This is a genomic window from Streptomyces sp. NPDC056835, assembly GCF_042789485.1.
GTDB lineage: Bacteria > Actinomycetota > Actinomycetes > Streptomycetales > Streptomycetaceae > Streptomyces.
Map to the genome: position 1 here is coordinate 193,130 of NZ_JBHUBB010000010.1, position 21,851 is coordinate 214,980.

The 21,851-nt window shown below is 70.5% G+C and carries 15 protein-coding genes; 8 read left to right on the forward strand and 7 right to left on the reverse strand.

Going from position 1 to position 21,851, the window contains the following annotated elements; genetic code table 11:
* Positions 1-53 precede the first annotated feature (53 nt).
* Genes ACFRMN_RS14080 through ACFRMN_RS14095 form a run of 4 tightly spaced genes read right to left on the reverse strand, consistent with a single transcriptional unit; the run spans position 54 to position 4,614 of the window.
* Entirely contained in the window at positions 54-1,409 is a 1,356-nt protein-coding gene (locus tag ACFRMN_RS14080) for a GH1 family beta-glucosidase (RefSeq protein WP_383018291.1), read from the reverse strand.
* Between the two features lie 20 nt (positions 1,410-1,429).
* Positions 1,430-2,290 (reverse strand): carbohydrate ABC transporter permease, encoded by an 861-nt coding sequence (locus tag ACFRMN_RS14085; protein WP_383018294.1) that lies wholly within the window; start codon positions 2,288-2,290, stop codon positions 1,430-1,432.
* Positions 2,283-3,293 (reverse strand): carbohydrate ABC transporter permease, encoded by a 1,011-nt coding sequence (locus tag ACFRMN_RS14090; protein WP_383018297.1) that lies wholly within the window; start codon positions 3,291-3,293, stop codon positions 2,283-2,285. The genes ACFRMN_RS14085 and ACFRMN_RS14090 overlap by 8 nt, the downstream gene beginning before the upstream one ends.
* Positions 3,294-3,303: 10 nt before the next feature.
* On the reverse strand, positions 3,304-4,614 hold the full coding sequence (locus ACFRMN_RS14095) for an ABC transporter substrate-binding protein (protein WP_383018300.1): 1,311 nt from the start codon (positions 4,612-4,614) through the stop codon (positions 3,304-3,306).
* A gap of 142 nt (positions 4,615-4,756) precedes the next feature.
* Between ACFRMN_RS14095 and ACFRMN_RS14100 the strand changes: the two genes are divergently transcribed.
* On the forward strand, positions 4,757-6,319 hold the full coding sequence (locus ACFRMN_RS14100) for an ROK family protein (protein ID WP_383018303.1): 1,563 nt from the start codon (positions 4,757-4,759) through the stop codon (positions 6,317-6,319).
* Positions 6,320-6,396: 77 nt separating this feature from the next.
* Here the strand turns inward: ACFRMN_RS14100 and ACFRMN_RS14105 are convergent, their stop codons facing one another.
* A complete protein-coding gene (locus tag ACFRMN_RS14105; protein WP_383018306.1) occupies positions 6,397-7,551 on the reverse strand; it encodes a LacI family DNA-binding transcriptional regulator in 1,155 nt (384 codons plus the stop codon).
* Between the two features lie 16 nt (positions 7,552-7,567).
* Positions 7,568-10,090, reverse strand: coding sequence for a glycoside hydrolase family 3 C-terminal domain-containing protein (locus tag ACFRMN_RS14110; protein WP_383018308.1), 2,523 nt, complete (start codon positions 10,088-10,090; stop codon positions 7,568-7,570).
* Between the two features lie 240 nt (positions 10,091-10,330).
* Between ACFRMN_RS14110 and ACFRMN_RS14115 the strand changes: the two genes are divergently transcribed.
* Positions 10,331-11,641, forward strand: coding sequence for a transglycosylase family protein (locus tag ACFRMN_RS14115; RefSeq protein WP_383018311.1), 1,311 nt, complete (start codon positions 10,331-10,333; stop codon positions 11,639-11,641).
* Here ACFRMN_RS14115 and ACFRMN_RS14120 read toward each other — a convergent pair.
* Positions 11,522-12,472 carry a DMT family transporter gene (locus tag ACFRMN_RS14120; RefSeq protein ID WP_383018314.1) on the reverse strand — a complete coding sequence of 317 codons (951 nt, stop codon included), beginning with the start codon at positions 12,470-12,472 and terminating at the stop codon, positions 11,522-11,524. The genes ACFRMN_RS14115 and ACFRMN_RS14120 overlap by 120 nt on opposite strands.
* A gap of 117 nt (positions 12,473-12,589) precedes the next feature.
* On the opposite strand from ACFRMN_RS14120, the gene ACFRMN_RS14125 reads away from it, so the two are divergent.
* From ACFRMN_RS14125 to ACFRMN_RS14150, 6 genes are all read left to right on the forward strand, one after another.
* Positions 12,590-13,366, forward strand: coding sequence for a (2Fe-2S)-binding protein (locus tag ACFRMN_RS14125; protein WP_383018317.1), 777 nt, complete (start codon positions 12,590-12,592; stop codon positions 13,364-13,366).
* 43 nt (positions 13,367-13,409) lie between these two features.
* Complete coding sequence (gene glgA, locus ACFRMN_RS14130) at positions 13,410-14,582, forward strand: glycogen synthase (protein ID WP_383018320.1); 1,173 nt, start codon at positions 13,410-13,412, stop codon at positions 14,580-14,582.
* Positions 14,583-14,739: 157 nt separating this feature from the next.
* The gene (locus tag ACFRMN_RS14135) at positions 14,740-15,909 is read left to right on the forward strand and encodes a helix-turn-helix domain-containing protein (protein WP_383018322.1); all 1,170 of its coding nucleotides are present in this window, start codon (positions 14,740-14,742) and stop codon (positions 15,907-15,909) included.
* Positions 15,910-17,261: 1,352 nt separating this feature from the next.
* The gene (locus tag ACFRMN_RS14140; RefSeq protein ID WP_383018325.1) at positions 17,262-19,916 is read left to right on the forward strand and encodes a PA14 domain-containing protein; all 2,655 of its coding nucleotides are present in this window, start codon (positions 17,262-17,264) and stop codon (positions 19,914-19,916) included.
* 212 nt (positions 19,917-20,128) lie between these two features.
* Positions 20,129-21,061, forward strand: coding sequence for an NADP-dependent oxidoreductase (locus tag ACFRMN_RS14145; RefSeq protein ID WP_383018328.1), 933 nt, complete (start codon positions 20,129-20,131; stop codon positions 21,059-21,061).
* A 5-nt stretch (positions 21,062-21,066) separates the two neighbouring features.
* Positions 21,067-21,846 carry a GNAT family N-acetyltransferase gene (locus ACFRMN_RS14150; RefSeq protein WP_383018331.1) on the forward strand — a complete coding sequence of 260 codons (780 nt, stop codon included), beginning with the start codon at positions 21,067-21,069 and terminating at the stop codon, positions 21,844-21,846.
* Positions 21,847-21,851: the final 5 nt, after the last annotated feature.

A 21,851-nucleotide genomic window follows, 5' to 3' on the forward strand; every position in this document is an offset into this window, starting at 1 on the left:
CCGGAGCCGTCACCCCTCACCGACGAGGGGTGACGGCTCCGGCCGTACCGGCGTCAGGCCGCCTTACGGCCCCGGGCGTTCGCCGCGCGGATGATGTCCGCGTAGTGGTGGCCGCTGCCCTTGATGGTGCGCCGCTGCGTCTCGTAGTCCACATGGACCAGACCGAACCGCTTGTCGTAGCCGTACGCCCACTCGAAGTTGTCCATCAGCGACCAGGCGAAATACCCGGCGAGCGGGGCGCCCTTCGCCACCGCCCGCGCACAGGCCGCCAGATGCTCGTCCAGATACCCGGCCCGCTCGGGGTCGTCGACGGTGCCGTCCGCCGCGACGGTGTCGGGGAAGGCAGCGCCGTTCTCGGTGACATAGACGCGCCGCGCGCCGTACTCCTCGGTGAGCCGCAGCAGCAGCTGCTCCAGACCGTCGGCGTGCACCTCCCAGCCCATATGGGTGTGGCGCGCGTCCGGTACGTCGACCTGCTTGGCGAACGGGGCGGCCCCGGTCGGGTCGTCCCGCACGATCTGGCGGAAGTAGTAGTTCAGCCCCAGCCAGTCCAGCGGCGCCGCGATGGTCTCCAGATCGCCGGGTCGCTCGGGCAGTTCCACGCCGTACAGGTCGAGCATGTCCTGCGGATAGCCGCGGCCGTGGATCGGGTCGAGCCACCAGCGGTTCGTGTGGCCGTCGGCCCGTACCGCCGCCGCGCGGTCGGCCTCGCTGTCGCTGGCCGGCTCGATCGGGCTGAGGTTGTTGACGATGCCGATCCGTGCGTCCGAGGAGGCCGCGCGGAGCGCCTGTACCGCGAGACCGTGCCCGAGGTGGAGATGGAACGAGGTGTGTACGGCGGCCGTGAGATCGGTGATCCCGGGCGCCATCTTGCCTTCGAGATGGCCGATCCACGACGAGCACAGCGGCTCGTTGAGGGTCGCCCAGTCCTTGACCCGGTCGCCCAGGCGCTCGGCGACGACGGAGGCGTACCGCGCGAAGTGCTCGGCGGTGTCCCGTACCGGCCAGCCGCCCCGGTCCTGGAGCGCCTGCGGCAGATCCCAGTGGTAGAGCGTGGCGAACGGCGTGATGCCGGCGTCCAGCAGGCCGTCCACCAGCCGGTCGTAGAAGTCCAGACCGGCCTTGTTCACCGGTCCGTCGCCGCCGGGGACGATCCGCGGCCAGGCGAGCGAGAAGCGGTACGCGTCCACGCCGAGCCGCTTCATCAGCCCGATGTCCTCGGGCACCCGGTGGTAGTGGTCACAGGCCACATCGCCGTTGTCGTTGTTGTCGATCGTGCCAGGGGTGTGCGAGAACGTGTCCCAGATCGACGGGGCACGGCCGTCCTCGGCCACGGCTCCCTCGATCTGGTACGCGGCGGTGGCGACGCCCCAGGTGAAATCGTGGGGAAGGGCGTTGAGGTCGTTCACTGACTGCCTTTCTGGAGGATTCACTTCACGGCGCCCGCGGTCAGGCCGGCGACGAGGTAGCGCTGGAGAAGAAGGAACCCGACGACCACCGGCACGCTGACGACCAGCGAAGCGGCCATGATCTGGTTCCAGTAGACGTCGTTCTGTGTGGCGTAGCCCTGGAGACCGACGGCGAGGGTCCTGGTGGTGTCGTTGGTCATGACGGAGGCGAAGAGGACTTCGCCCCACGCCGTCATGAACGCGTAGACGGCGACGGCGACGATCCCGGGGACCGCGGCGGGCACCACCACCCGGAACAGGGCCCGGATGGGTCCGCAGCCGTCCACCATCGCGGCCTCGTCGAGCTCCCTCGGGATGGAGTCGAAGTATCCGATCAGCATCCAGATGGAGAACGGCAGCGAGAACGTCAGATAGGTGAGGATCAGTCCGCCGCGCGAGCCGTACAGCTCGACGCCCGTGCTGTTCCCGATGTTCACGAAGATCAGGAACAGCGGGAGCAGGAAGAGGATGCCGGGGAACATCTGGGTGGAGAGCACCGTGACGGTGAAGACGCGCTTGCCGCGGAAACGGTAGCGGCTCACCGCGTACGCGGCGAACACCGCGATCACCACGGACAGTACGGTCGCCGAACCCGCCACGATCAGCGAGTTCACGAAGTACTTGGCGAGCGGGACGGTCTTCCAGATGTCGAAGTACGGGCGGATCGTGAGGTTTGTCGGGAACCACTGGAATTTACCCGAGACATCCTGGAGCGGCTTGAGCGAGCTGCTGACCATCACATAGACGGGCAGCAGCGCGAAGGCCGCCAGCGCCGTCAGAACGACGCGACGCGTCCAGATGAACGACCGCGGCGGTGCGATGGGAGACCTGGGCCTAGACATCCGAGCCCTTCCTTCCCCGTGAGGTGAGGAACAGATAGACCGCCGTGACCAGCAGCAGGAAGAGCAGCAGCAGGACGGACATCGCCGATCCGGAACCGAAATTCCAGGTGACGAACGACGACTGGTAGATATGGATCGAGATCAGATCCGCCGCTTCCGGCGCCGACTTGCCGAAGAGCACATACGGCGTGTTGAAGTCGTTGAACGTCCACAGGAACAGCACGAGCACCAGCACCTGGTTGACCGGGCGCAGCGACGGCAGTGTGATCTTCCGGATCTGCTGCCAGACGCCCGCTCCGTCGATGGAGGCGGCCTCGTAGAGATCACGCGGGATGTTCTGGAGGGCGGCCATCAGCATCAGGAACGCGAAGGGCCAGGACTTCCAGAGCGAGACGACGACCAGCGCGACGAAGCTGTTGTTGCCGATCAGCCAGAACGACGGTTTGTCGGTGAGGCCGAGCTGGTCGTACAGGACGTGATTGATGATGCCGTTGTCGTGCTGGAACATGAACGCCCAGGTGATCACCGCCGCGTACACGGGCAGGGCGTACGGGACGAGGAAGATCGTCCGCAGTACGCTCCGGCCGCGGAAGTTCTCCTGGAGCATGATCGCCGCCGTCACACCGAACAGCCAGGACAGCCCGACCGAGAGCACGGTGAAGGCGCAGGTCACCAGGAACGAGTGAAGCAGCGCCTGACCGATCGGGGCGTCGAAGTCGATGGCGATCTTGTAGTTGTCGAGGCCGGCGAAGGGGGAGTTGCCCCAGTTCCGGATGAAGAACTGGGTGAGCTGCCGGAAGCTCACCCAGATCCCGATCACCATCGGGATGAGGTGGATGAGCAGTTCGAGCACGACGGCGGGCAGCAGCAGGAGATAGGGCAGACCGCCCTGACGGATCCGGTCGGGGATGCGCGGCAGACGTCGTCCGCGCGCACCCCCGCTGTCCGTCTTCTCCGTATCGCCCGCCTTGTGCCCACTGCTGGGTGTCACGGTGGCGGTCATCGGGAGAGCCTCACTGCGTCATCTGCTGCTGGGCCTTGGTCAGGGCCGCCTTGACGGATTCGGTGGTCACCGGCTTGCCCGCCGCGGCGTCGGCGAACAGCCCCTTGACGGCCGTACCGACGGTCGTCTCGAACTGCGACTCGTTCGCGACCTGGGGAAGCGGCGCGGCGCTGGTGGCCAGCGTGTCGCGCAGGACCTTCACGTCCGGGGCGGAGAACGCCGGGTCCTGCTGCGCGGCCTTGACGGGCGGGACCGCGCCGAAGGTCTTGTTGAGCAGCTTCTGCTCGGCGTCGCTCGTCATGAACTTCACGAACTTCTTGGCGCCGTCGATGTTCTTGGTGTTGTTGAACACCGCGATATTGATGCCGGCGACCATGGAGTTGAGGTTCTGGCCGGTGCCGGGGGTACCGGACGCGACCGGTACGGGCGCCACGCCCCAGTCCTCGGGCTTCATGCCCTGGGAGGCGAAGGTCGTGGCCGCGGCCTGCCACAGGACCATGGCCGTCTTGCCCTTGGCGAAGTCCTGAAGGGACTGGTTCTGGGCGTACTCCGCGTTGCCCGGGGCGATGATCTTGTCCTTGGCCATGAAGTCGACGTACTGCTTCACGGCGGCGACGGCGCCGTCGGAGGTGAAGGTCGGCTTGCCCGCCTTGTCGAAGAAGTCGGCTCCGTGCTGCTTACCGAGGGCGAAGACCTGGTGGATGTTGTTCGAGAGGTTGGAGCCCTCGGCGCCGAGCGCCCATTTGCCGTCCTTGGAGATCTTCTTGCCGTCCGCGACCAACTGGTCCCAGGTGGCCGGCGGCTGCGAGATCCCGGCGTCGGCGAACATCTTCTTGTTGTAATAGAGCGCGTACGCCAGCGAGTAGAGCGGCACGGCGGCGGGATCCTGACCCTCCGCGCCCGTCGAGGCGACCGCCGAGTCGACGAACCGGTCCCGGCCGCCGATCGCGTCGAAGTTCTTCTGGTCCCACGGCAGCAGCGCGCCGGTGGCCTGGAGCGAGGCCGACCAGGTGTTGCCGATGTTCAGCACGTCGGGGCCCTGTCCCGAGGTGGTGGCGGCGAGGATCCGGTTGAGCAGGTCGGCCCAGGGGACCACCTCCAGCTTGACCTTGATCCCGGTTTCCTTCTCGAACTTCTCCAGTTCGGGGGTGAGTATCTTCTTGTCCGCCTCGATGCTGGGCCCCTGGTTGGACGCCCAGTAGGTGAGGGTCTTCGGTGACTCGTTGCTGCCACCGCCCGACGAGGAGCCTCCGCCGCATCCGGCGACGGCGGTGAGGGCACTGGCGAGGGCGATGGCTGCTGCGGCTCTGGCTTTGCGCATGAGAGGTGGCCCCTTTCCGGGGATGGCTGCGTTCGAGAGTCGAACGGCCTCCATGACTTAATTTATGACGTGATTTAAGAGGTGAGCGAAGGTCGCGTCAAGGTCTGTGACCGGGGTATGTTGCGTCAAGGGAAGGAGCGACATGGCGGAACGCAACAGACGGACGGTGCGTGACCTGCGCAGGGGGAACCGTGCCCGGGTTGTGCAACGGTTGTATTTCGACGGCCCGCTGAGCCGTCAGGAGCTCGGACCCGCCACCGGACTGAGTTCAGGATCCATCAGCAACGTCGTTGCGGAACTGGCGGCCGAGGGCCTTCTGGAAGAAGCCGGGGTGGTCGATTCGGACGGCGGCCGTCCCCGTACCCTGCTGCGGGTCGCCCCCAGTGGCGGTCTGCTCATCGGCATCGACATCGGCGAGACCCGCGTCCGCGTCGAGCTGTTCGATCTGTCGCTCACCGAACTGGCCCGCACCGACCGGCTGCTCGGGCCTTTCGCTTGGATCGGGCCGGATCAGGGAGCGGGCTCCGGTGCCGTGGATCGCGAGGCGGAGGAGGGAGCCGACGCGGAGCGTCGGCGACTGACGACAACGTGGCGAGGCGCGGTGCCGGAGCACGCGAGCCCGGCAGGATCCAATCGAAAGGCCCCAGGCCCCGCCCGGCATGGCTACGACGTCGAACGCATCGTGAACCACGTCCGTATCGGCGTCTCCGATGTGCTGCGCGACGCCGGGGCCGACCCGGAGCGGCTGCTCGGCATCGGCATCGGAGTGCCCGGCATCATCGAACGCGGCGGCCCGGCCGGAGCCACGGTCCACGGCCCCACCATCGGCTGGCACGCGGTGCCCTTCGAGAAGTTGCTCCGCGCCGTCCTCGAAGTCCCCTCCGTGGTTCCGCTGTTCATCGACAACGGCGCCAAGACCCTTGGCCAGGCGGAGATGTGGTTCGGCGGCGGCCGGGGCGCGGGCACCGCCGCCATCGCGCTCATCGGCTCCGGCATCGGCGCGAGCGTCATCCATGGCGGCGCCCTGATCGAGGAGAGCGGCCGGAGCAGCGCCCTCGAATGGGGCCACACCACCGTGCGGATGCGCGGCCGTCGCTGCCGCTGCGGCTCCATCGGCTGTCTGGAGGCGTACGCCGGAGCGGAGGCGCTGCGCGAACGCTGGTACGAGGCGGGCGGTTCGCTCCCCGAGGACGCGGACGACGAGACCGCGCTCGCCGCCCTGCTGGTCGCGGCCTTCCCCGGACCCGACGGGCCCCCGCCCGACCCGCTGGCCGTCTCGCTCCTGGACGACACCGCGGAATGTCTGGGCGCGGCCATCGGCGATCTGATCAACCTGTTCCTGCCCGAGCGCATCCTGCTCGGCGGCTGGGCGGGGCTGCTCGTCGGCCCGCGTCTGCTGCCCGCGATCCGGCGCCACGCGGAGCAGTACGCGCTCGGCCACGCGGCGGCGCGTACCACGATCGAGCTGGGCGAACTGGGTCCCGACGCGGTCACGGTCGGCGCGGCGACGCTGCCGCTCGCCGCGTTCCTCGCACGGGGCGGGAGCCGCCCGAGCGTTCCCGTTCAGGCGGGTCCGGTGGAGCCGGGCGGGGCGGCGGCGCCGCGGCGCTGGCGGCGCGCGTCCACTTCCTCCGCTCCCTCTTCCTCTCCCTCTTCCTCTTCCTCGGCTTCCACGACGTCCGCCACATCGGGCGAGCTCCCATGATGTGCGCCGCCCGGAGCTGAACCGGCCCGGAGCCCAACCAGCACCGAGCCGGATCCCCAGGGCGCGTACGCGTGACCTCAGGCCGATCCGCGTACCACCAGCGAAGGCTCGAAGATCACCGACGTGACCGCGCGGTCCGACCCGGCGAGCCGGTCGAGCAGCAGCCGGGCCATCTCCGCCGCCATCTCCTCCACGGGCTGCCGGACGGTGGTCAGCGGCGGCCGGCAGGCGGCGGCGGCGCTGCTGTCGTCGAACCCGATCACCGCCACATCCTCGGGCACCCGTCTGCCGTGCTCCCGCAGTACATGGCAGGCACCCACCGCCATCAGGTCGTTCGCCGCGAACACACCGTCCACATCCGGGTATTCGGCCAGCAGCCGGGCCATGGCCGCCTCACCGCTCTCCTGGGTGAACCGGCCCTCGGCGAGGGGGAGGTACGGCTGCCCGGCGCGCGCCATCGTGTCGCGGAAACCCGCCAGCCTGTCCTGTCCCGCGGGCACGTCCAGCGGTCCGGTGATCGTGGCGATCCGGCGGCAGCCGCGCGCCAGCAGATGGTCGGCGGCGAGCCGCGCGCCGTCCTGATGGGCGAGATCGACATAACTGATCCGGGTGGGCCGGGAGGGGCGCGCGTACAGAACGGCGGGCAGCCCGGCGTCCGTGATCAGGGCGGGCAGCGGATCGTCGGCATGGGTCGACACCACCAGGGCGCCGTCGGCGCTGCCCTGACGGAGATAGGCGACGACCTCGTCGCGGGCGCGCGAGGTCTCGGCGAACATCAGGACCGGATACATCCCGCGCGGCCGGAGGTAGTTGACGACCCCCGTCACCACCCGGCCGAAGAACGGGTCGGCGAAGACCTGGGCGGTGAAGGAGGGTCCGGCCCCGCCGTCGGGCTCATCGGCGCGGCGCGCGCCGCCATCGCCGCCCGTCGGTCCGGCGGGATACGGGTCGGCGGGGTACGGGTCGGTGGCCTCGTCCTCCGGAGCCGGGTCGTCCCCCGCGCCCGAGACCACCAGGGCGATCGCGTCCGTACGACGGGTGACCAGGGAGCGGGCCGCGCGGTTGGGGGTGTAGCCGGTCGCGGCCACCGCCTGCCGTACGGACTCCTGTATCACCGGGTCGACATTGCGGACCCCGTTGACGACCCGTGAGACCGTGGCCCGGGAGACGCCGGCGGCTCGCGCCACATCCTCCAGCGTGGGTGAACCGGCCGGTCTCGGGTCTTCCGTCATGCACCCATTTATAGCATCAGCGGAGAGCGCTCTCCGTGGCCGCCCCCGGTGATCGCCCCGGAGGCGCGGACGCCGTGATCACCGCGCTGAGCGGCAGGTCTCCGGCCGACCGGCCACCGCGCAGCAGCAGCTCGCCCGGTACGGTCTCCCGGCACTGGCGCTTCGCCGACCAGCGCTCCGTCGCCCGGCCCTCCACCCGTACCACCGCGACGACTTCCTCGCCCGGGTCCGCGACGACCGCCGCGTATCCGACGAGCCGCCGCGCCGGTGGCCCGCTCGCGGGCGAGGGCCCGGCCAGATAGAGCTGGACCACCTCGCGGCCCCGTCTGCGGCCCGTGTTGCGCAGCCGTATCCGTACATCGAACGGCTCGCCCGCGATCACCTCGGACGGTGCCTCCATCGCTCCGTACGACCAACTGGTGTAGCCCAGGCCGTGCCCGAACCAGTGGGCGGGAGAGACGCCCGAGCGCAGCCAGGCGCGGTAGCCGATGTACGGGCCCTCGGTGTAGTGGAGTTGACCCCCCTCCGGGCGGGTGCGCAGTACGGGCACGTCCTCCTCGGCCGCCGCCCAGGTGGTGGGCAGCCGGCCGCCGGGCTCGGCGTGGCCGAACAGGACGTCGGCCAGCCCGTCCCCGGCCTCCTGCCCCGGGAACCAGGCGAGCAGCAGCGCGGGCACCTCGGCGCGCCAGGGGAGGGCGACGGGGCCGCCCGCGTTGAGGATCACGACCGTACGGGGATTGGCGCGGACGACGGCCCGTACCAACTCGTCCTGGCCGTCGGGCAGTGCGAGCGTGTCACGGTCGCGGCCCTCCGACTCGCTCTCCTCGGTGGTGCCCACGACGACCACGGCGGCGTCCGCGTCCCGGGCCGCGGCGACGGCCGAGGCGAGCGCCGTAGCGGCGTCGCCCGGGGGCGGGGCGGCGGCCAGGATCGTCGCCACTCCGGTGCCGGCGGCGAGACCGCGCCTGGCGACCACCTCCACCTCTTCCCCGGCGGCCAGCGCGGTACGTACGCACCGGTACGGCGGGGCGACATGGACCCGGGTCGGATCGTCGGAGTCCGGCGGGAAGGTGCCGGACAGCAGGGTCCGCCCCGCGACGGAGAGGGAGAGCGGTCCCCAGCCGCCGACCGCGAGCGTCCACTCGCCTTCCTCGCGCGGCCGGATGAGGGCCCGGATCTCCACGGTCTCCGCGCCCGGCACCCTGGCCGGTTCCACGATCCGGCCGGACAGCCGGTGTTCCGCGTGGAGTTCGGCGCCGTCCGCGTCCAACAGCCTCACCAGCACGCCCGGTTCGCCACTGACCGGATCGTGGGTGGACGGCGCGCCGGTCCGTGCCGGGTCCAGCGGCCGGGGCAGCGCGCTCGGGGGAAGGCCGGGGGCATACGTCACCTCGGCGGCCCCGGCCAGGGCCGCCCGGATGCCGTCCAGCGGGGAGACCAGCGAGGCGGGGAACACCTCCGCGCTGCCGCCGCCCTGGATCCGTACCGCCGCGGCATGCGCCCCGATCACCGCGACGGAGCGCAGCCGCGCGGGGTCGAGGGGCAGCAACTCCCCGTCGTTGCGCAGCAGGACGGCGCCGGCGGCGACCGCCCGGCGCAGCAACGCGCGGGAAGGGGGCTCGGGCGCGGCGGCCGGCCGGGCCGTCGGCCGCCGTACCCGGGCAGGGGCACCCAGCGCGCCCACCCGGTCGGCCAGCCGCAGCAGTCGGCGTACCTTGTCATCGATCCGTTCCATCGGGACGAGCCCCTGCTCCACGGCGGCGCGCAGCCCGTCGGCCCACGGACCGCCGGGCCCCGGCATCGCCAGATCCTGCGCGGCGCGGGCCGTGTCGAGCAGGGAGCGCACGGCGCCCCAGTCGGAGACGACGGGACCGTCGAAGCCCCACTCACTCTTGAGCGGCCGGGCCAGCTGCGGCGCCGCCGCCATCGTGACCCCGTTGACCTGGTTGTACGCGGACATCACGGCCCAGACACCGGCGTCCACGGCGGCCTCGAAGGGGGCGAGATAGACCTCGCGCAGCGTCTGTTCGTCCACCCGCACATCCACGGTGAGCCGGTCGGTCTCCGCGTCGTTGGCGACGAAGTGCTTGGCGGTGGCCGCGACTCCACCGGACTGGACGCCGCCGATCAGCGCGGCGCCGGTGCGCCCCGTCAGCAGCGGGTCCTCGGAGAAGCACTCGAAGTGCCGCCCGCCCAGCGGTGACCGGTGCAGATTGAGGGTGGGCGCGAGCAGGACGTCGACGCCCTTGCGCCGGGCCTCCGCGGCGAGCAGTCCGCCCAGTTCGGCGACCAGTTCGTCGTCCCAGGCGGCGGCGAGCGCGGTGGGGGAGGGCAGGACGAGCGAGGTGTCCCGCTCGTCCCAGGCTTCGCCCCGTACCCCCGCCGGCCCGTCGGAGAAGGTGATCGCCCGCAGCCCGATGGCCGGTTCGGCGTGCGTACGCCAGGTGCTCGCGCCCGTGAGCAGACGCACCTTCTGTCCGAGATCCAGCTTCTCCAGCAGATGGCCGATCTCGTCGTCGGTCATGCCCGTCCCGTCCATGCCTGCCCCCTTCGTGCGGTGGGAGAGCGCTCTCCAGCTCCCCTCGCACAGATTCCCCGGACCCCGGCCGCCATGTCAACGGCCGCCAATATGCGGCTCCTTGAGACGCGGTCGGGTCCGGGGTGGCACGCTGAGTACTCAGCGGTGGCCGGGGAGTAGCTGAGGTCTTGTCATGGTCTGTGCCAAGCCCCTAGGTTGGCCGCTTGTGACGTGTCCTACAGCCAGTGGGGGAGCCCAGCCATGGTCGCAACCGGTCGGCACCGCCGATACCAGCCGAGCCGTATCAACCGCGCGTCCCTGACTGTCACGGCCGGTGGCGCGGGGATGGCGCTGCCGTTCATCGCCGCGGGTACGGCCCACGCGGCCTCGGTCGATGTCTGGGAGAAGGTCGCGGCCTGCGAGTCGACCAGCAACTGGCAGATCAACACCGGTAACGGCCTCTTCGGCGGGCTCCAGTTCACCCAGTCCACCTGGGAGGCGTACGGCGGCGGGAGTTACGCCCCGCGCGCCGACCTCGCGACCAGGGACCAGCAGATCGCCGTCGCGGAGAAGGTGCTCAAGGGGCAGGGCCCCGGGGCCTGGCCCGCCTGCTCGGTCCGCGCCGGACTGACCCGGGGCGGCGACGCGCCGGACATCACGCCGGACCAGGCCCGTGACGCGGCGAACGCGCCCCGTACGGCGACCCAGGGGACCAGCGGCCCGATCCGGGCGAAGAGCGCGCCGGTCACACGCGAGAAGGCGTCGCCCACCTCCGTGCCGACGCAGCGCGAGGGCTACACCGTCGCCCGTGGCGACTCGCTCTCCGAGATCGCCGTCGACGAGTCGGTCAAGGGCGGCTGGCAGCGGCTGTACGAGGAGAACCGCCGGCTCATCGGCAGCGACCCGGATCTGATCTTCCCGGGCCAGAAGCTCGTCCTGCACGTCCTGGCGCCGCCGAAGGGCAACGCCCCCGCTCAGCCCGAGGCGAAGCCCGCCCCGGCCGAGAAGCCGAAGCAGACCGAGAAGCCCGTAGCCCAGCCCAAGCCCGCCGCGTCGAAGCAGGCGGAGAAGCCGAAGGAAGCCGAGAAGCCCAAGCAGGCGGAGAAGCCGAAGGAGACCGAGGAGCGCGAGCAGGCCAAGGCGCCCGTCCGCGCCGAGAAGCCCAGGACGGTCGCGGCCAGCGCCCCGGTCTCCGCCTCCACCGGCACGCAGTACCGCCAGTCCGGCTCCTGGGCCAGCGGCTACCACACGGGGGTGGACTTCCCGGTCCCCACCGGCACGTCGGTGAAGGCCGTCGCAGCCGGGCACGTGGTCTCGGCCGGCTGGGAGGGGTCGTACGGCTACCAGGTCGTCATCCGGCACGCGGACGGCAAGTACAGCCAGTACGCGCATCTCTCCGCGCTCAATGTGCGCGAGGGCCAGCAGGTCGGCAGCGGCCAGCGGATCGCGCGGTCAGGATCCACCGGCAACAGCACCGGACCGCATCTCCACTTCGAGATGCGTACGGGGCCGGGGTACGGCTCCGACATCGACCCCCTCGCCTACCTGCGGGCGCTCGGCGTCAGGATCTGACGGGGGCGGGGCGAGACGCTCGGTGGTGAGCAGGATCAGCCCGCCCGCCGCGACCACACCCGAGCCCAGCGCCAGCACCGTACCGAGCACGTCGTACCTGAACTGCTCCTCGAACAGGGTGAGTCCCACGGCCGCGGCCACCACCGGGTTGACCACGGTCACCGCGGCCAGCGGCGCGGCGAGCCCGGCGCCCCGGTAGGCGGCCTGCGACAGCAGCAGCCCGCAGGCCGCGAGGACCGCGATCACCACCAGGCTCGGCGCCTGTACGGTCGGCTCCTCCGAGGTCCAGTCCACGGCGACGGTCTTGGTGAAGACCGAGGCGATCCCGAACGCGGCACCGGCCGCGCCCGCCAGCAGCATGCTCCGTACGACCGGGCGCCCCACCACCCGCGCGACCAGGAAGAGCAGCCCCACGACGCCGACCGTGCCCGCGGCCAGCGTCAGCCGCTCCTCGCCGGCCGGCGACCGGGAATCGGCGCCGTCGGTCAGCGCCAGCAGTCCGGCCAGCCCCACGGACGCCATGATCGCGCCCCGCCAGGCGGTGTGCCCGGCCCTGCGGCCGACGAAGAGCGCCGCCATCGGCAGCGCGAAGACGATGGTGAGCGCACCGAGCGGCTGGACCAGGCTGAGCGGCCCGTACGCCAGCGCGACGACATGCAGCACCGCGCCCAGGCCGTTCAGGGCCACGGCGGCCCACCAGACCCCGTGGTGCAGGGGTGCGTACGGCCGGTCGGCGGTGTCCGTCGCGACGCGTTCCTGGAGAATCGCCCCGGCGGCATAGGCGACCGCCGACACCAGGGACAGCAGCACGGACAGCGCGAGTGCACTCATGGAGTCACGATCTCTTGTCGGCGTGATTTCGGCGTCGTCCTGGAGAGGTCATTTCGGCGTACTGCTGTCGTAGTACACAGTGAGGCCGGAGGTAGTCCTATGGATGGGGTGGACGGGATGGACCGAGGGGGCGGTACGGACCGGGTGGACGGTACGGACCGGAGCGGGCCGGTCGACCTGGGGCCCGTCCTGGCGCGGATCGCCGACGTGGGCGGGTTCTTCGCCCTGCGCGCGGGACCACCCGCCGCCCGGCATGTCCCGCTGGCCCGGGTGTACGCGGGCGACCTCGCCCCGCTGACGGCCCGCGTCGACAGGGTCGCGGCCCGGCTGCGCGCACCCGAGCGCAGGATCGGCGCCTCCGTGGCACAGCTCGGCCTCGCGGCCCGGCTCTGGTCGATCGCGCTCGGCAGCGCCGTCCTCGCGGATGTGGTCCCCGATCTGGACCCGGACCGGCTCCACTGGGATCCGGGGACGACCTCCCCGGACGATCTCGTGCTGACCGGCCCGCGCGCGCTGCCCGGCACCGCCGAGGCCGTGCGCGAGACGGTGCAGTACGGCCATCTCGTCCCGCTCGCCGAGGCCCTGCGGCGCGATGGCCGGATCTCGCCCCGGCTGTTGTGGGGAAACGCGGGTTCCGCGCTGGCCGGAGCCGTACGGGAACTGACCGTGTGGGGAGAGGGAACCAGGCGGCCGGAGGTGGCGGAACGGGCCGGGGAGCTGGCGGCCGACCTCTTCGCCCATCCGGACCTGCGCGGCACGGGCGGCGCCGTGGCCGGATCGTTCCGCCGGCGCAGCTGCTGTCTCTACTACCGGTGCCCGTCGGGCGGACTGTGCGGGGACTGCGTCTTCGACCGGCCGCCCCGGCGGTCTTCCGCGCGAACGGTTTCCGGGTGACCATGACAGGGCTGCGATCGCCGGGCGAGAACGGGGGGATGGCGTGAGACTCGGGCTGCTCACCCGCGAGTATCCGCCGGATGTCCCCGGCGGTGCCGGCGTCCATGTGGAGTTCCTGGCACGGGAGTTGCGCTCCCTGACCGAGCTGGAAGTGCACTGCTGGGGCGGCGACGACGCGGCGCCGGCGGCCGGGGTGGTACGCCACCGGGCTGCCGCCGGACTCGACGGAGCGAATGACGCCCTGCGCACCTTCTCGGTGGATCTGGCGATGGCCGCCGCGCTGGAGGGCCGCGACTTGGTCCACTCCCACACCTGGTACGCCAATCTCGCCGGCCATGTCGCCAAGCTGCTGTACGGCATCCCGCATGTGATGACAGCACACTCCCTGGAGCCGCTGCGTCCGTGGAAGGCCGAGCAGCTCGGCGGTGGTTACGCCCTCTCCAGCTGGGCCGAGCGCACGGCCGTCGAGGGCGCGGACGCCGTCATCGCCGTCTCCCGGGGCATGCGTGAGGACATCCTCGCCGGCTATCCCTCGCTCGACCCGGACAGGGTGCGGGTCATCCACAACGGCATCGACACCCGGCTCTACCGTCCTGACCCGGGGACCGCCGTACTGGACCGGATCGGGATCGACCCCGACCGCCCCTTCGTGCTCTTCGTCGGCCGTATCACCCGCCAGAAGGGCGTCCCGCATCTGCTGCGCGCCGCCCGCGCCCTCGATCCCGGCGCCCAGCTGGTGCTGTGCGCGGGCGCCCCGGACACTCCCGAGATCGGCGCCGAGTTCCATGAGCTGGTCGAGGAGCTGGGGCGGACCCGCGACGGGGTGTTCTGGATCCCGGAGATGCTGCCGCGTCCCGAGGTGATCCAACTCCTCACCCACGCGGCGGTGTTCGCCTGCCCCTCGGTGTACGAGCCGCTCGGCATCGTCAATCTGGAGGCGATGGCGTGTGGCACGGCCGTGGTCGCCTCGGCGGTGGGCGGCATCCCCGAGGTCGTGGACGACGGGGGTACGGGCCTGCTCGTGCCGTACGACGAACGCCACCCGGAGGCCTTCGAGTCCGGTCTCACCGAAGCGCTCAACCGCGTGCTCGACGATCCGGAGTCGGCGGCCCGGATGGGGACGGCGGGCCGGCGGCGCGCGGTGCGGGAGTTCGGCTGGGACCAGGTGGCCCGCCGTACGTACGCGGTGTACGAGGAGCTTCTCACGTCCGGATAGGTGCGGCACAAGTACGGCATTGACATGTTGCGCATATGAAGCGTCGGAACGTTGGTGATCAGACGGATCAGTGGCGCAAGGGAGTCCCTGTATCTCATCCGTGAGATCCGGGGGCTTCTTTGTGTTGGGGGAGGGGCGATGGCCGTACCCTCGTGGTATGAGCGAGACAGGCAAGAGCCTCAAGGACATTCGGAAGCGACGTGGACTGAGTCAGGCTGAGCTGTCGCGAGCGTCGGGCGTTTCGCTGTCGACCATCAGGAAGCTTGAGCAAGGGGAGCGCGAGAGCGCCCGACTTGAGACGCTGCGCAAGCTTGCTTCGTCGCTTCGGGTTCCCACCATGCGCCTAGCCGGTGGCTCAAATGAGGAAGGGCCCGTAGAAGGCACCGAGGAGCGGTGGGCGGATGTACGACGCGCGCTTGAGCACCCCCCGGTCGAGCCCGAGTTGAACGACGAAATGCCGACCGTCGAGGGGGTGCGAAGCGCGCTATCCGCCAGTACTCCGTTCTTTGAGAAGGACAGGTTCGCGGAACTCGCCGCTGTGTTGCCCCCCTTGCTCCGCGACGCGGAAGCCCTCGGACCGGAGGGCCGCGCCGTTCGGGTGCGACTTCTGCAACTGGCCGGCTGGCTCATGGTGCAGACGCGCCAGTTCGGAGCGGCAGAGGTGGCCCTCCAACGCGCCCTCGACGACGCGTCAGACCGCTTGGAGGCGGCATCTACCGTCAATACACAGTGCTGGCTTCTCCTTCGCCAGGGCCGCTTGGACGAAGCACTCGACCTTGCAGTCCGATGGGCTGATGAGACCGAACCGCGAATCAGCCGCGCCACCCCGGACGAACTGAGCACGTGGGGGTGGATGCTGCTCCGTGTGTCCGCAGCAGCCGTCCGCAATTCACAGAAAGGGCAGGCTGCGGACGCGCTGAGGTTTGCCAAATCGGCGGCTGTGGCCCTCGGACGTGAGTACGCACCCGAAAGTGACTTCCTGCGAACGTTCGGCCCCACGACTGTCATCCTGAAAAGGGCGGAAAACGCGTCCGTAGTGGACCGGCCCGATGTGGTACTGCGGCTCGCTGACACGATCCCTGCGACGGGCCTTCGACCGACGAGCAACAACAGGAACAGGCACTTCCTCGACGTCTCCGACGCCTTCGCGAAGACCGGCCAGTATCCGGAGGCGTTCAGCAAACTAGTGGCCATCCAAGCGTCATCACCCGAATGGCTGCCCAACCAGTCGTACGCCCGTACGGTACTGGGGCGCATCGTGGAGGGGCGACGGACGCTCACCCCCGAAATGCGCCAGATGGCTGCTGACATCCACTTGGAGGTCTAGCTGCGCGCCGTGTGTCACTTTTCCCTGACAGATAGTCAAAGTGCCACAGACACAAGGCATCCCGCCTTCGTAGCTTGAGTAAAGGCGTCCCGGCGTCGCGTGAACGACCCGGGACTTGGCCGACGCTGCGAGGAGCGACGACATGGAGAACATTAACCCCCAAAGGGCGGACGCGAAACTTGAGTTGACGGGACCCGTGCTGACGCACGCGCGACTTATAGAGGGTGGCGTCCAGCGCTCGTACACCGCTTTCCTCACCCATGCGCAGAGTTGCGTCCCTTGTCGGGCCCTCGGTGTGGACTGCGACGAGGCCGCGAGGCTCCGGCGGTCCTGGCGACGGGCCAGAGAGCGGGCGGACTCGTGATGTGGATGCGTGTCTACCAGGCCAACGCCACCACCGGGGAGCGAACCACCGTCAAGCCTCTCCACACGGTGAAACCGGCGGGGAAGCCTGATGAGACATCACGGTTCCCCAAGTGCGGTTGCCCCCTCCACCGGAAGGACGGAGGGACGCGTAATGACTAGGGTTCTCCTCCGGTCCGTCCGGTGGCTGCTGGCGTCCGACCCAGATCGCGGCGCGAAGCATCGGATCGTCTACGACGCGCAGTGTGAGACGTGTGAGGAGTCGGCGGACCCGGCAGTCGGCTCGCGGGTCGGGCCTGAGGTCTGGGCGATCACACATACGGGGCGGCACCCGACCCACCGGACCTTCGTAGCCACGCAGAGGACCGTGTGGCGCACTGCCCCCGCGGAGGGGTGTGGGGCGGCCATGGGCGACATGGAGGCTCTGATCGAGCGGACATGTGACGATGCGGGACCCAAGTCTGTGCGTCAGCAGCGGGCTGACTGGAGCCACCGGGTTCGGGACTGGGCAAACTTGAACGGGTACTTCGTCAGCGCCGGCGGATCTCTCCCGCATCAGCTGGTCGCCCTCTACGTCTCCGTCCACCCCGACGATCCTCGGCCGGAGGCGCCGTGAGGCGGGCCATGGACGCGTATACGACGATCGCCAGATGCTGTGTGGGTGTATGGCTGCTGATAGCCGCTCTCGTCGCTCTCGTCGCGGCCGTGGTCATGCGGTTGGTCCGGGAGTAGCCGCACACGGACTCCGTGCTCCCCCGTTCCCCCGCGCGGAGCACGGAAGGGGCGGGGCCGGCGCATGTCACGGCTGTCGGTCCTGCCCCGAGCAAGCCCGTCGTGCGTCGTCCATCGCGACGGTGTGCGAGGAAGGGGCGCGGCGCGCCCATCTCCCTTTGGCGAGGTCGGGGAGGGGCGGTCCCCGCCTATACACCCTTACGGAACCGGCCGTGCTCTGTCCTGACCCTGGACAGCGGGCGGAACGGCATGCTGTCATGCCAACTGCCGTTCCTTCTAACGTTGTACAGAGCCCCACGACGAGCCGCTACCTCAGTGGAGGACATGTGCGCATCCGAAGAAAACTGGCTCTCTTGCTCGCCGCAGTGCTGGGCTTCGGGGGACTCGCCGCGGTCCCGGCGGCGTCGGCCGCCGACGACACGGCCGAGGCCCACGGTCTCAAGGGCGAGTACTACACCCAGTCCGCCCCCGGAGCCTTCGACTTCCATGAACTCAAGGCCACCGCGTTCGACCCGACCATCGACTTCGCCAATCTGGAACCCCGGCTGACGGCCGCCACCGGGCAGGCCGACGATGTCACCGTGCGCTGGACCGGGAAAATCGTTCCGGCCACCACCGGCGCGCACACCTTCTCGATGATCGGCGACAACGGATTCCGGCTCTGGATCGACGGCCGGCTCACCATCGACCACTGGGTCGACGACTGGGAGAAGGAGCAGACCTCCCCGCCCGTCGAACTCACCGCGGACCGGGCCTACGACATCAAGGTGGAGTACTTCGAGCACTACGGAGGTTCCAACCTCCACCTGAGGTGGACCGAGCCCGGCGGCGGCAAGCGACCGGTGCCCCAGTCCGCGTTCCGGCTGCCCGACGGCTTCGCGTACGACGGCGCCACCGCCGCCACCGTACTGCCGGACGGCCGCACCCTGCGGCTCGACTTCGTCCAGAAGCTCGCCGCCCCGCCCGCCGGTCTCGTCTCCCATCTCAGCGCGATCATCGGCGGCGCGGCCTGGCCGCTGGGAAGCGTGAAGAGCGACCCCGAGGACGCCAGACGGCTGCTGGTCACCCTCAAGGAACCGGTCGTCGGCAAGGGCGGCTCCGCCGATCTGCGCTACGACGGCGCGGGCGGCCTCGCCGCCCAACAGGGCAAGCGGGTCGCGGCCTTCTGGAGCAGCGGGCCCAACACCTCGGAGTACCAGCTCTCCACCCCCTGGGCCAAGGAGGTGAGCCCCAAGAACGCGCACCCCGAGTACCCCCGGCCGCAGCTGACCCGCGACGCCTGGCTGAACCTCAACGGACAGTGGCAGTTCGCCGCCGCCGAGAAGGGCGAGCGCCCGCCGGTCGGCACCACACTGAGCGAGCGGATCCTCGTCCCGTACCCCGTGGAGTCGCGGCTCTCCGGGATCGAACGGCACGAGGACCGGATGTGGTACCGCCGTACCTTCACCGTGCCGCCGAACTGGCGGATAGGCCAGGACAAGCGACTGAACCTCAACTTCGACGCCGTCGACTGGCAGGCCGAGGTCTACGTCAACGGCACCAAAGTGACCGAGCACAAGGGCGGCTACGACCGGTTCAGCGCCGATGTGACCGACGCGCTCAAGCCCGGCCGCACCCAGGAGCTGATCGTCGGCGTCTACGACCCGACCGACGCAGCGGACGGCGAGAACCCGCCCGTCGGCAAGCAGCGCCTGGACCCGAGCGGCATCTGGTACACCCCCTCCTCCGGAATCTGGGGGACCGTCTGGATGGAACCGGTCGCCGCCGACCACGTCGGTTCGCTGAAGCTCACCCCCGATGTGGCGGGCGAGCGACTGGCCGTCGAGGTACGCGGGATACGGGACGGCGTGCCGGTCACGGCCACCGCGTACGACGGCGAACGCAAGGTCGGCACGGTCACCGGCCGCTCCGGAAGCACGCTGAACGTGCCGGTCCGCGATCCGCGCCTGTGGTCGCCGGACGATCCCCATCTCTACCGGCTGGAGGTGACGGCGGGTAAGGACAGGGTCGGCAGCTACTTCGGGATGCGCTCCCTCACGGTCGAGAAGGTCGACGGCGTGCCGCGTACGGTGCTCAACGGCAAGCCGACGTTCCTGATGGCCACACTGGACCAGGGCTTCTGGCCCGACGGGCTGCACACCGCGCCGACCGACGAAGCACTCGCGTACGACCTCAAGACGCACAAGAAGCTCGGCTTCAACTCCGTGCGCAAACACATCAAGGTCGAGCCGGACCGGTGGTTCTACTGGGCGGACCGGCTCGGGCTGCTGGTCTGGCAGGACATGCCGGCGATGAACACGATCACGCCGAACGCCGCGTCCCGCGCCCAGTACGAGCACGAGATGAAGAAGATGATCGACCAGCACAGCAGCAGCCCCTCGGTGGTCATGTGGGTCACCTTCAACGAGGGCTGGGGCCAGTACGACCAGGCGCGGATCGCCGACCAGGCCAAGGCGTGGGACCCGACCCGGCTGGTCAACAACATGAGCGGGGTCAACTGCTGCGGCGCGGTCGACGGCGGCAACGGCGACATCGCCGACGCCCATGGCTATCCGACCCCGCAACTGCCGGCGCCCGACGGGAAACGGGCGCTGGTCAGCGGGGAGTACGGCGGACTGGGGCTCGCGGTGCCCGGCCACGCCTGGCCGGTGCAGCACACCTATGTGGGCGTCGACCAGGCCGCGTACACCGACGAGTACCTGGCCCAGCTCGGCAATGTCCGCAAGCTGGCCTGTCAGGGGAGCAATGGCGCGGTCTACACCCAGATCAGCGATGTGGAGGGCGAGCTGAACGGACTGCTCACCTACGACCGCAAGGTGATGAAGCCCGATGTCAAACGGCTCAAGGCGGCGCACGACGCGCTGATCCGTGACGCCTCCGACCCGGCGTCGATGGAGTGCGCCACCCCCTGATCCGCCCCCGACCCCCGGCCCGCCCGTATCCGGGGCGGGCCGGGACTCATGCGCGCCGGGACTCGTGCGCCGGACTCACCCGCGCGGGGCCGCATGAACACTGTGTGACCTCGGGAATAGGCTGACCGGTGATCCACCTTGAATCTGCTGTCGCTGAATCCGACGTTGGCGGGGGCGGCGACGGAAGCCACCGGCCAGAGCGAGGAGCCCCGATGCCCAAGGCCACGTCCAAGGCATATGTCTTCACCCAGCACGGCGGTCCGGAGGTGGAGACCTTCGTCGACCGGCCGACGCCGAGGCCCGGCCCCGGCCAGCTGCTGGTGGCCGTACGCGCGGCGGGCGTGAACCCCGTGGACTGGAAGCTGCGCGGCGGTTACCGCCGGCCCGGCTCCGCGCCCGCCTCGCTGCCCGAGACGCTGGGCAGTGAGGTGGCCGGTGTGGTCGAGGAGATCGGCCCGGGGGTGGAGGGCTTCGCCGTCGGTGACGCCGTCTTCGGCTCCACCCTCACCGGCGGATACGCGGAGTACACCCTGCTGCCGGTCGGGATCACCGCGCACAAGCCGGACGCGCTGTCGTTCACGGACGCGGCCGTACTGCCGGTCGCGGCGGCGACCGCGTACGACGCCGTGCGCCAGGCCGGTCTGCCGCCCGGCGCCACCCTGCTGATCACCGGCGCCGGCGGGGGAGTGGGCGTGGCCGCCGTGCAGCTCGCGCGTGAGTCCGGCGTGCGGGTCATCGGCACCGCGAGCGCGGGCAAGAAGGAGTTCGTCGAGTCCCTGGGCGCGGTCCACGTACCGCCGGGGCCCGGCCTCGCCGCGCGCGTACGGGCCGTGGCGCCCGACGGTGTCGACGCCGTCCTGGACCTCGTAGGCGGCGACGCCCTGCGGGCCGCGGCCGAGCTGCTTGTCGACCGTACGAAACTGTTCAGCGTGGCGGACAAGGCGACGGTTCCCCAGCTGGGCGGCGCGGTGGTCGTGCGGCAGCGGACCGCCGCGGTCCTCGATGAGGTCGCGAAGCTGGTGGTCAGCGGCGCCCTGCGGCCGTTCGTGACCCGGACCTTCCCGCTGGAGCGCGCGGACGAGGCGCTGCGCGCGGTCGAGGCGGGCCACGTCCAGGGCAAGATCGTGATCGAGGCCGGCGCGTGAGCGGCATGCCCGGGTCCATATCGCGCCCGTCCGCGTCCCGCCCGCCCTCGCCCCGTACACAGGAACCGTCCCCGGCCGTGCCGGGCCACCCGCTGGACCATCCCACGCTGGCCTCGCTCACCGGACCGCACGCGCACTTCGCCGAGCGTCGCGGCCGGCTGCTGCGCTATCCCCCCGATGTCTCGCCGTGGCTGGCGGTGCCCGACGCCCCCGACGCCGCGGACTGGGCCGACGCCGCCGCGCTCGCGGGCCCCGGCGGATCCCTGGCGCTCGCGGGCTACCGGGTTCCGCCGCCCGACCACTGGGAGATCACCTTCAGCGCCGACGGAGTGCAGCTCGTCGGCACCGACGTCACCACCGCTCCTGACGAGGAGGCCGTACTCCTCTCTCCCGCCGATGTGCCGGACATCCTCGACCTGGTCGCGCGCACCCAACCCGGCCCGTTCCTGGCGCGCACCATCGAGATGGGCGGCTATCTCGGCATCCGCCGCGAAGGTGCGCTGGTCGCGATGGCGGGGGAGCGGCTGCACCCGCCGGGCTGGACGGAGATCAGCGCCGTCTGCACCGACCCCGCGTTCCGGGGCCAGGGCCTGGCGGCCCGCCTCGTCCTCGCCGTCGCCCACTCCATCCGCGCCCGCGGTGAGCAGCCGTTCCTGCACGCGGCGGCGTCCAACACGAACGCCATCCGGCTGTACGAGACGCTCGGCTTCCGGCTGCGCCGGACGACAAGGTTCCTCGGGGTCCGGGTCCCGGCCGGTGAGTCCCGGAGCGTCGGGACCGGCTAAGATAG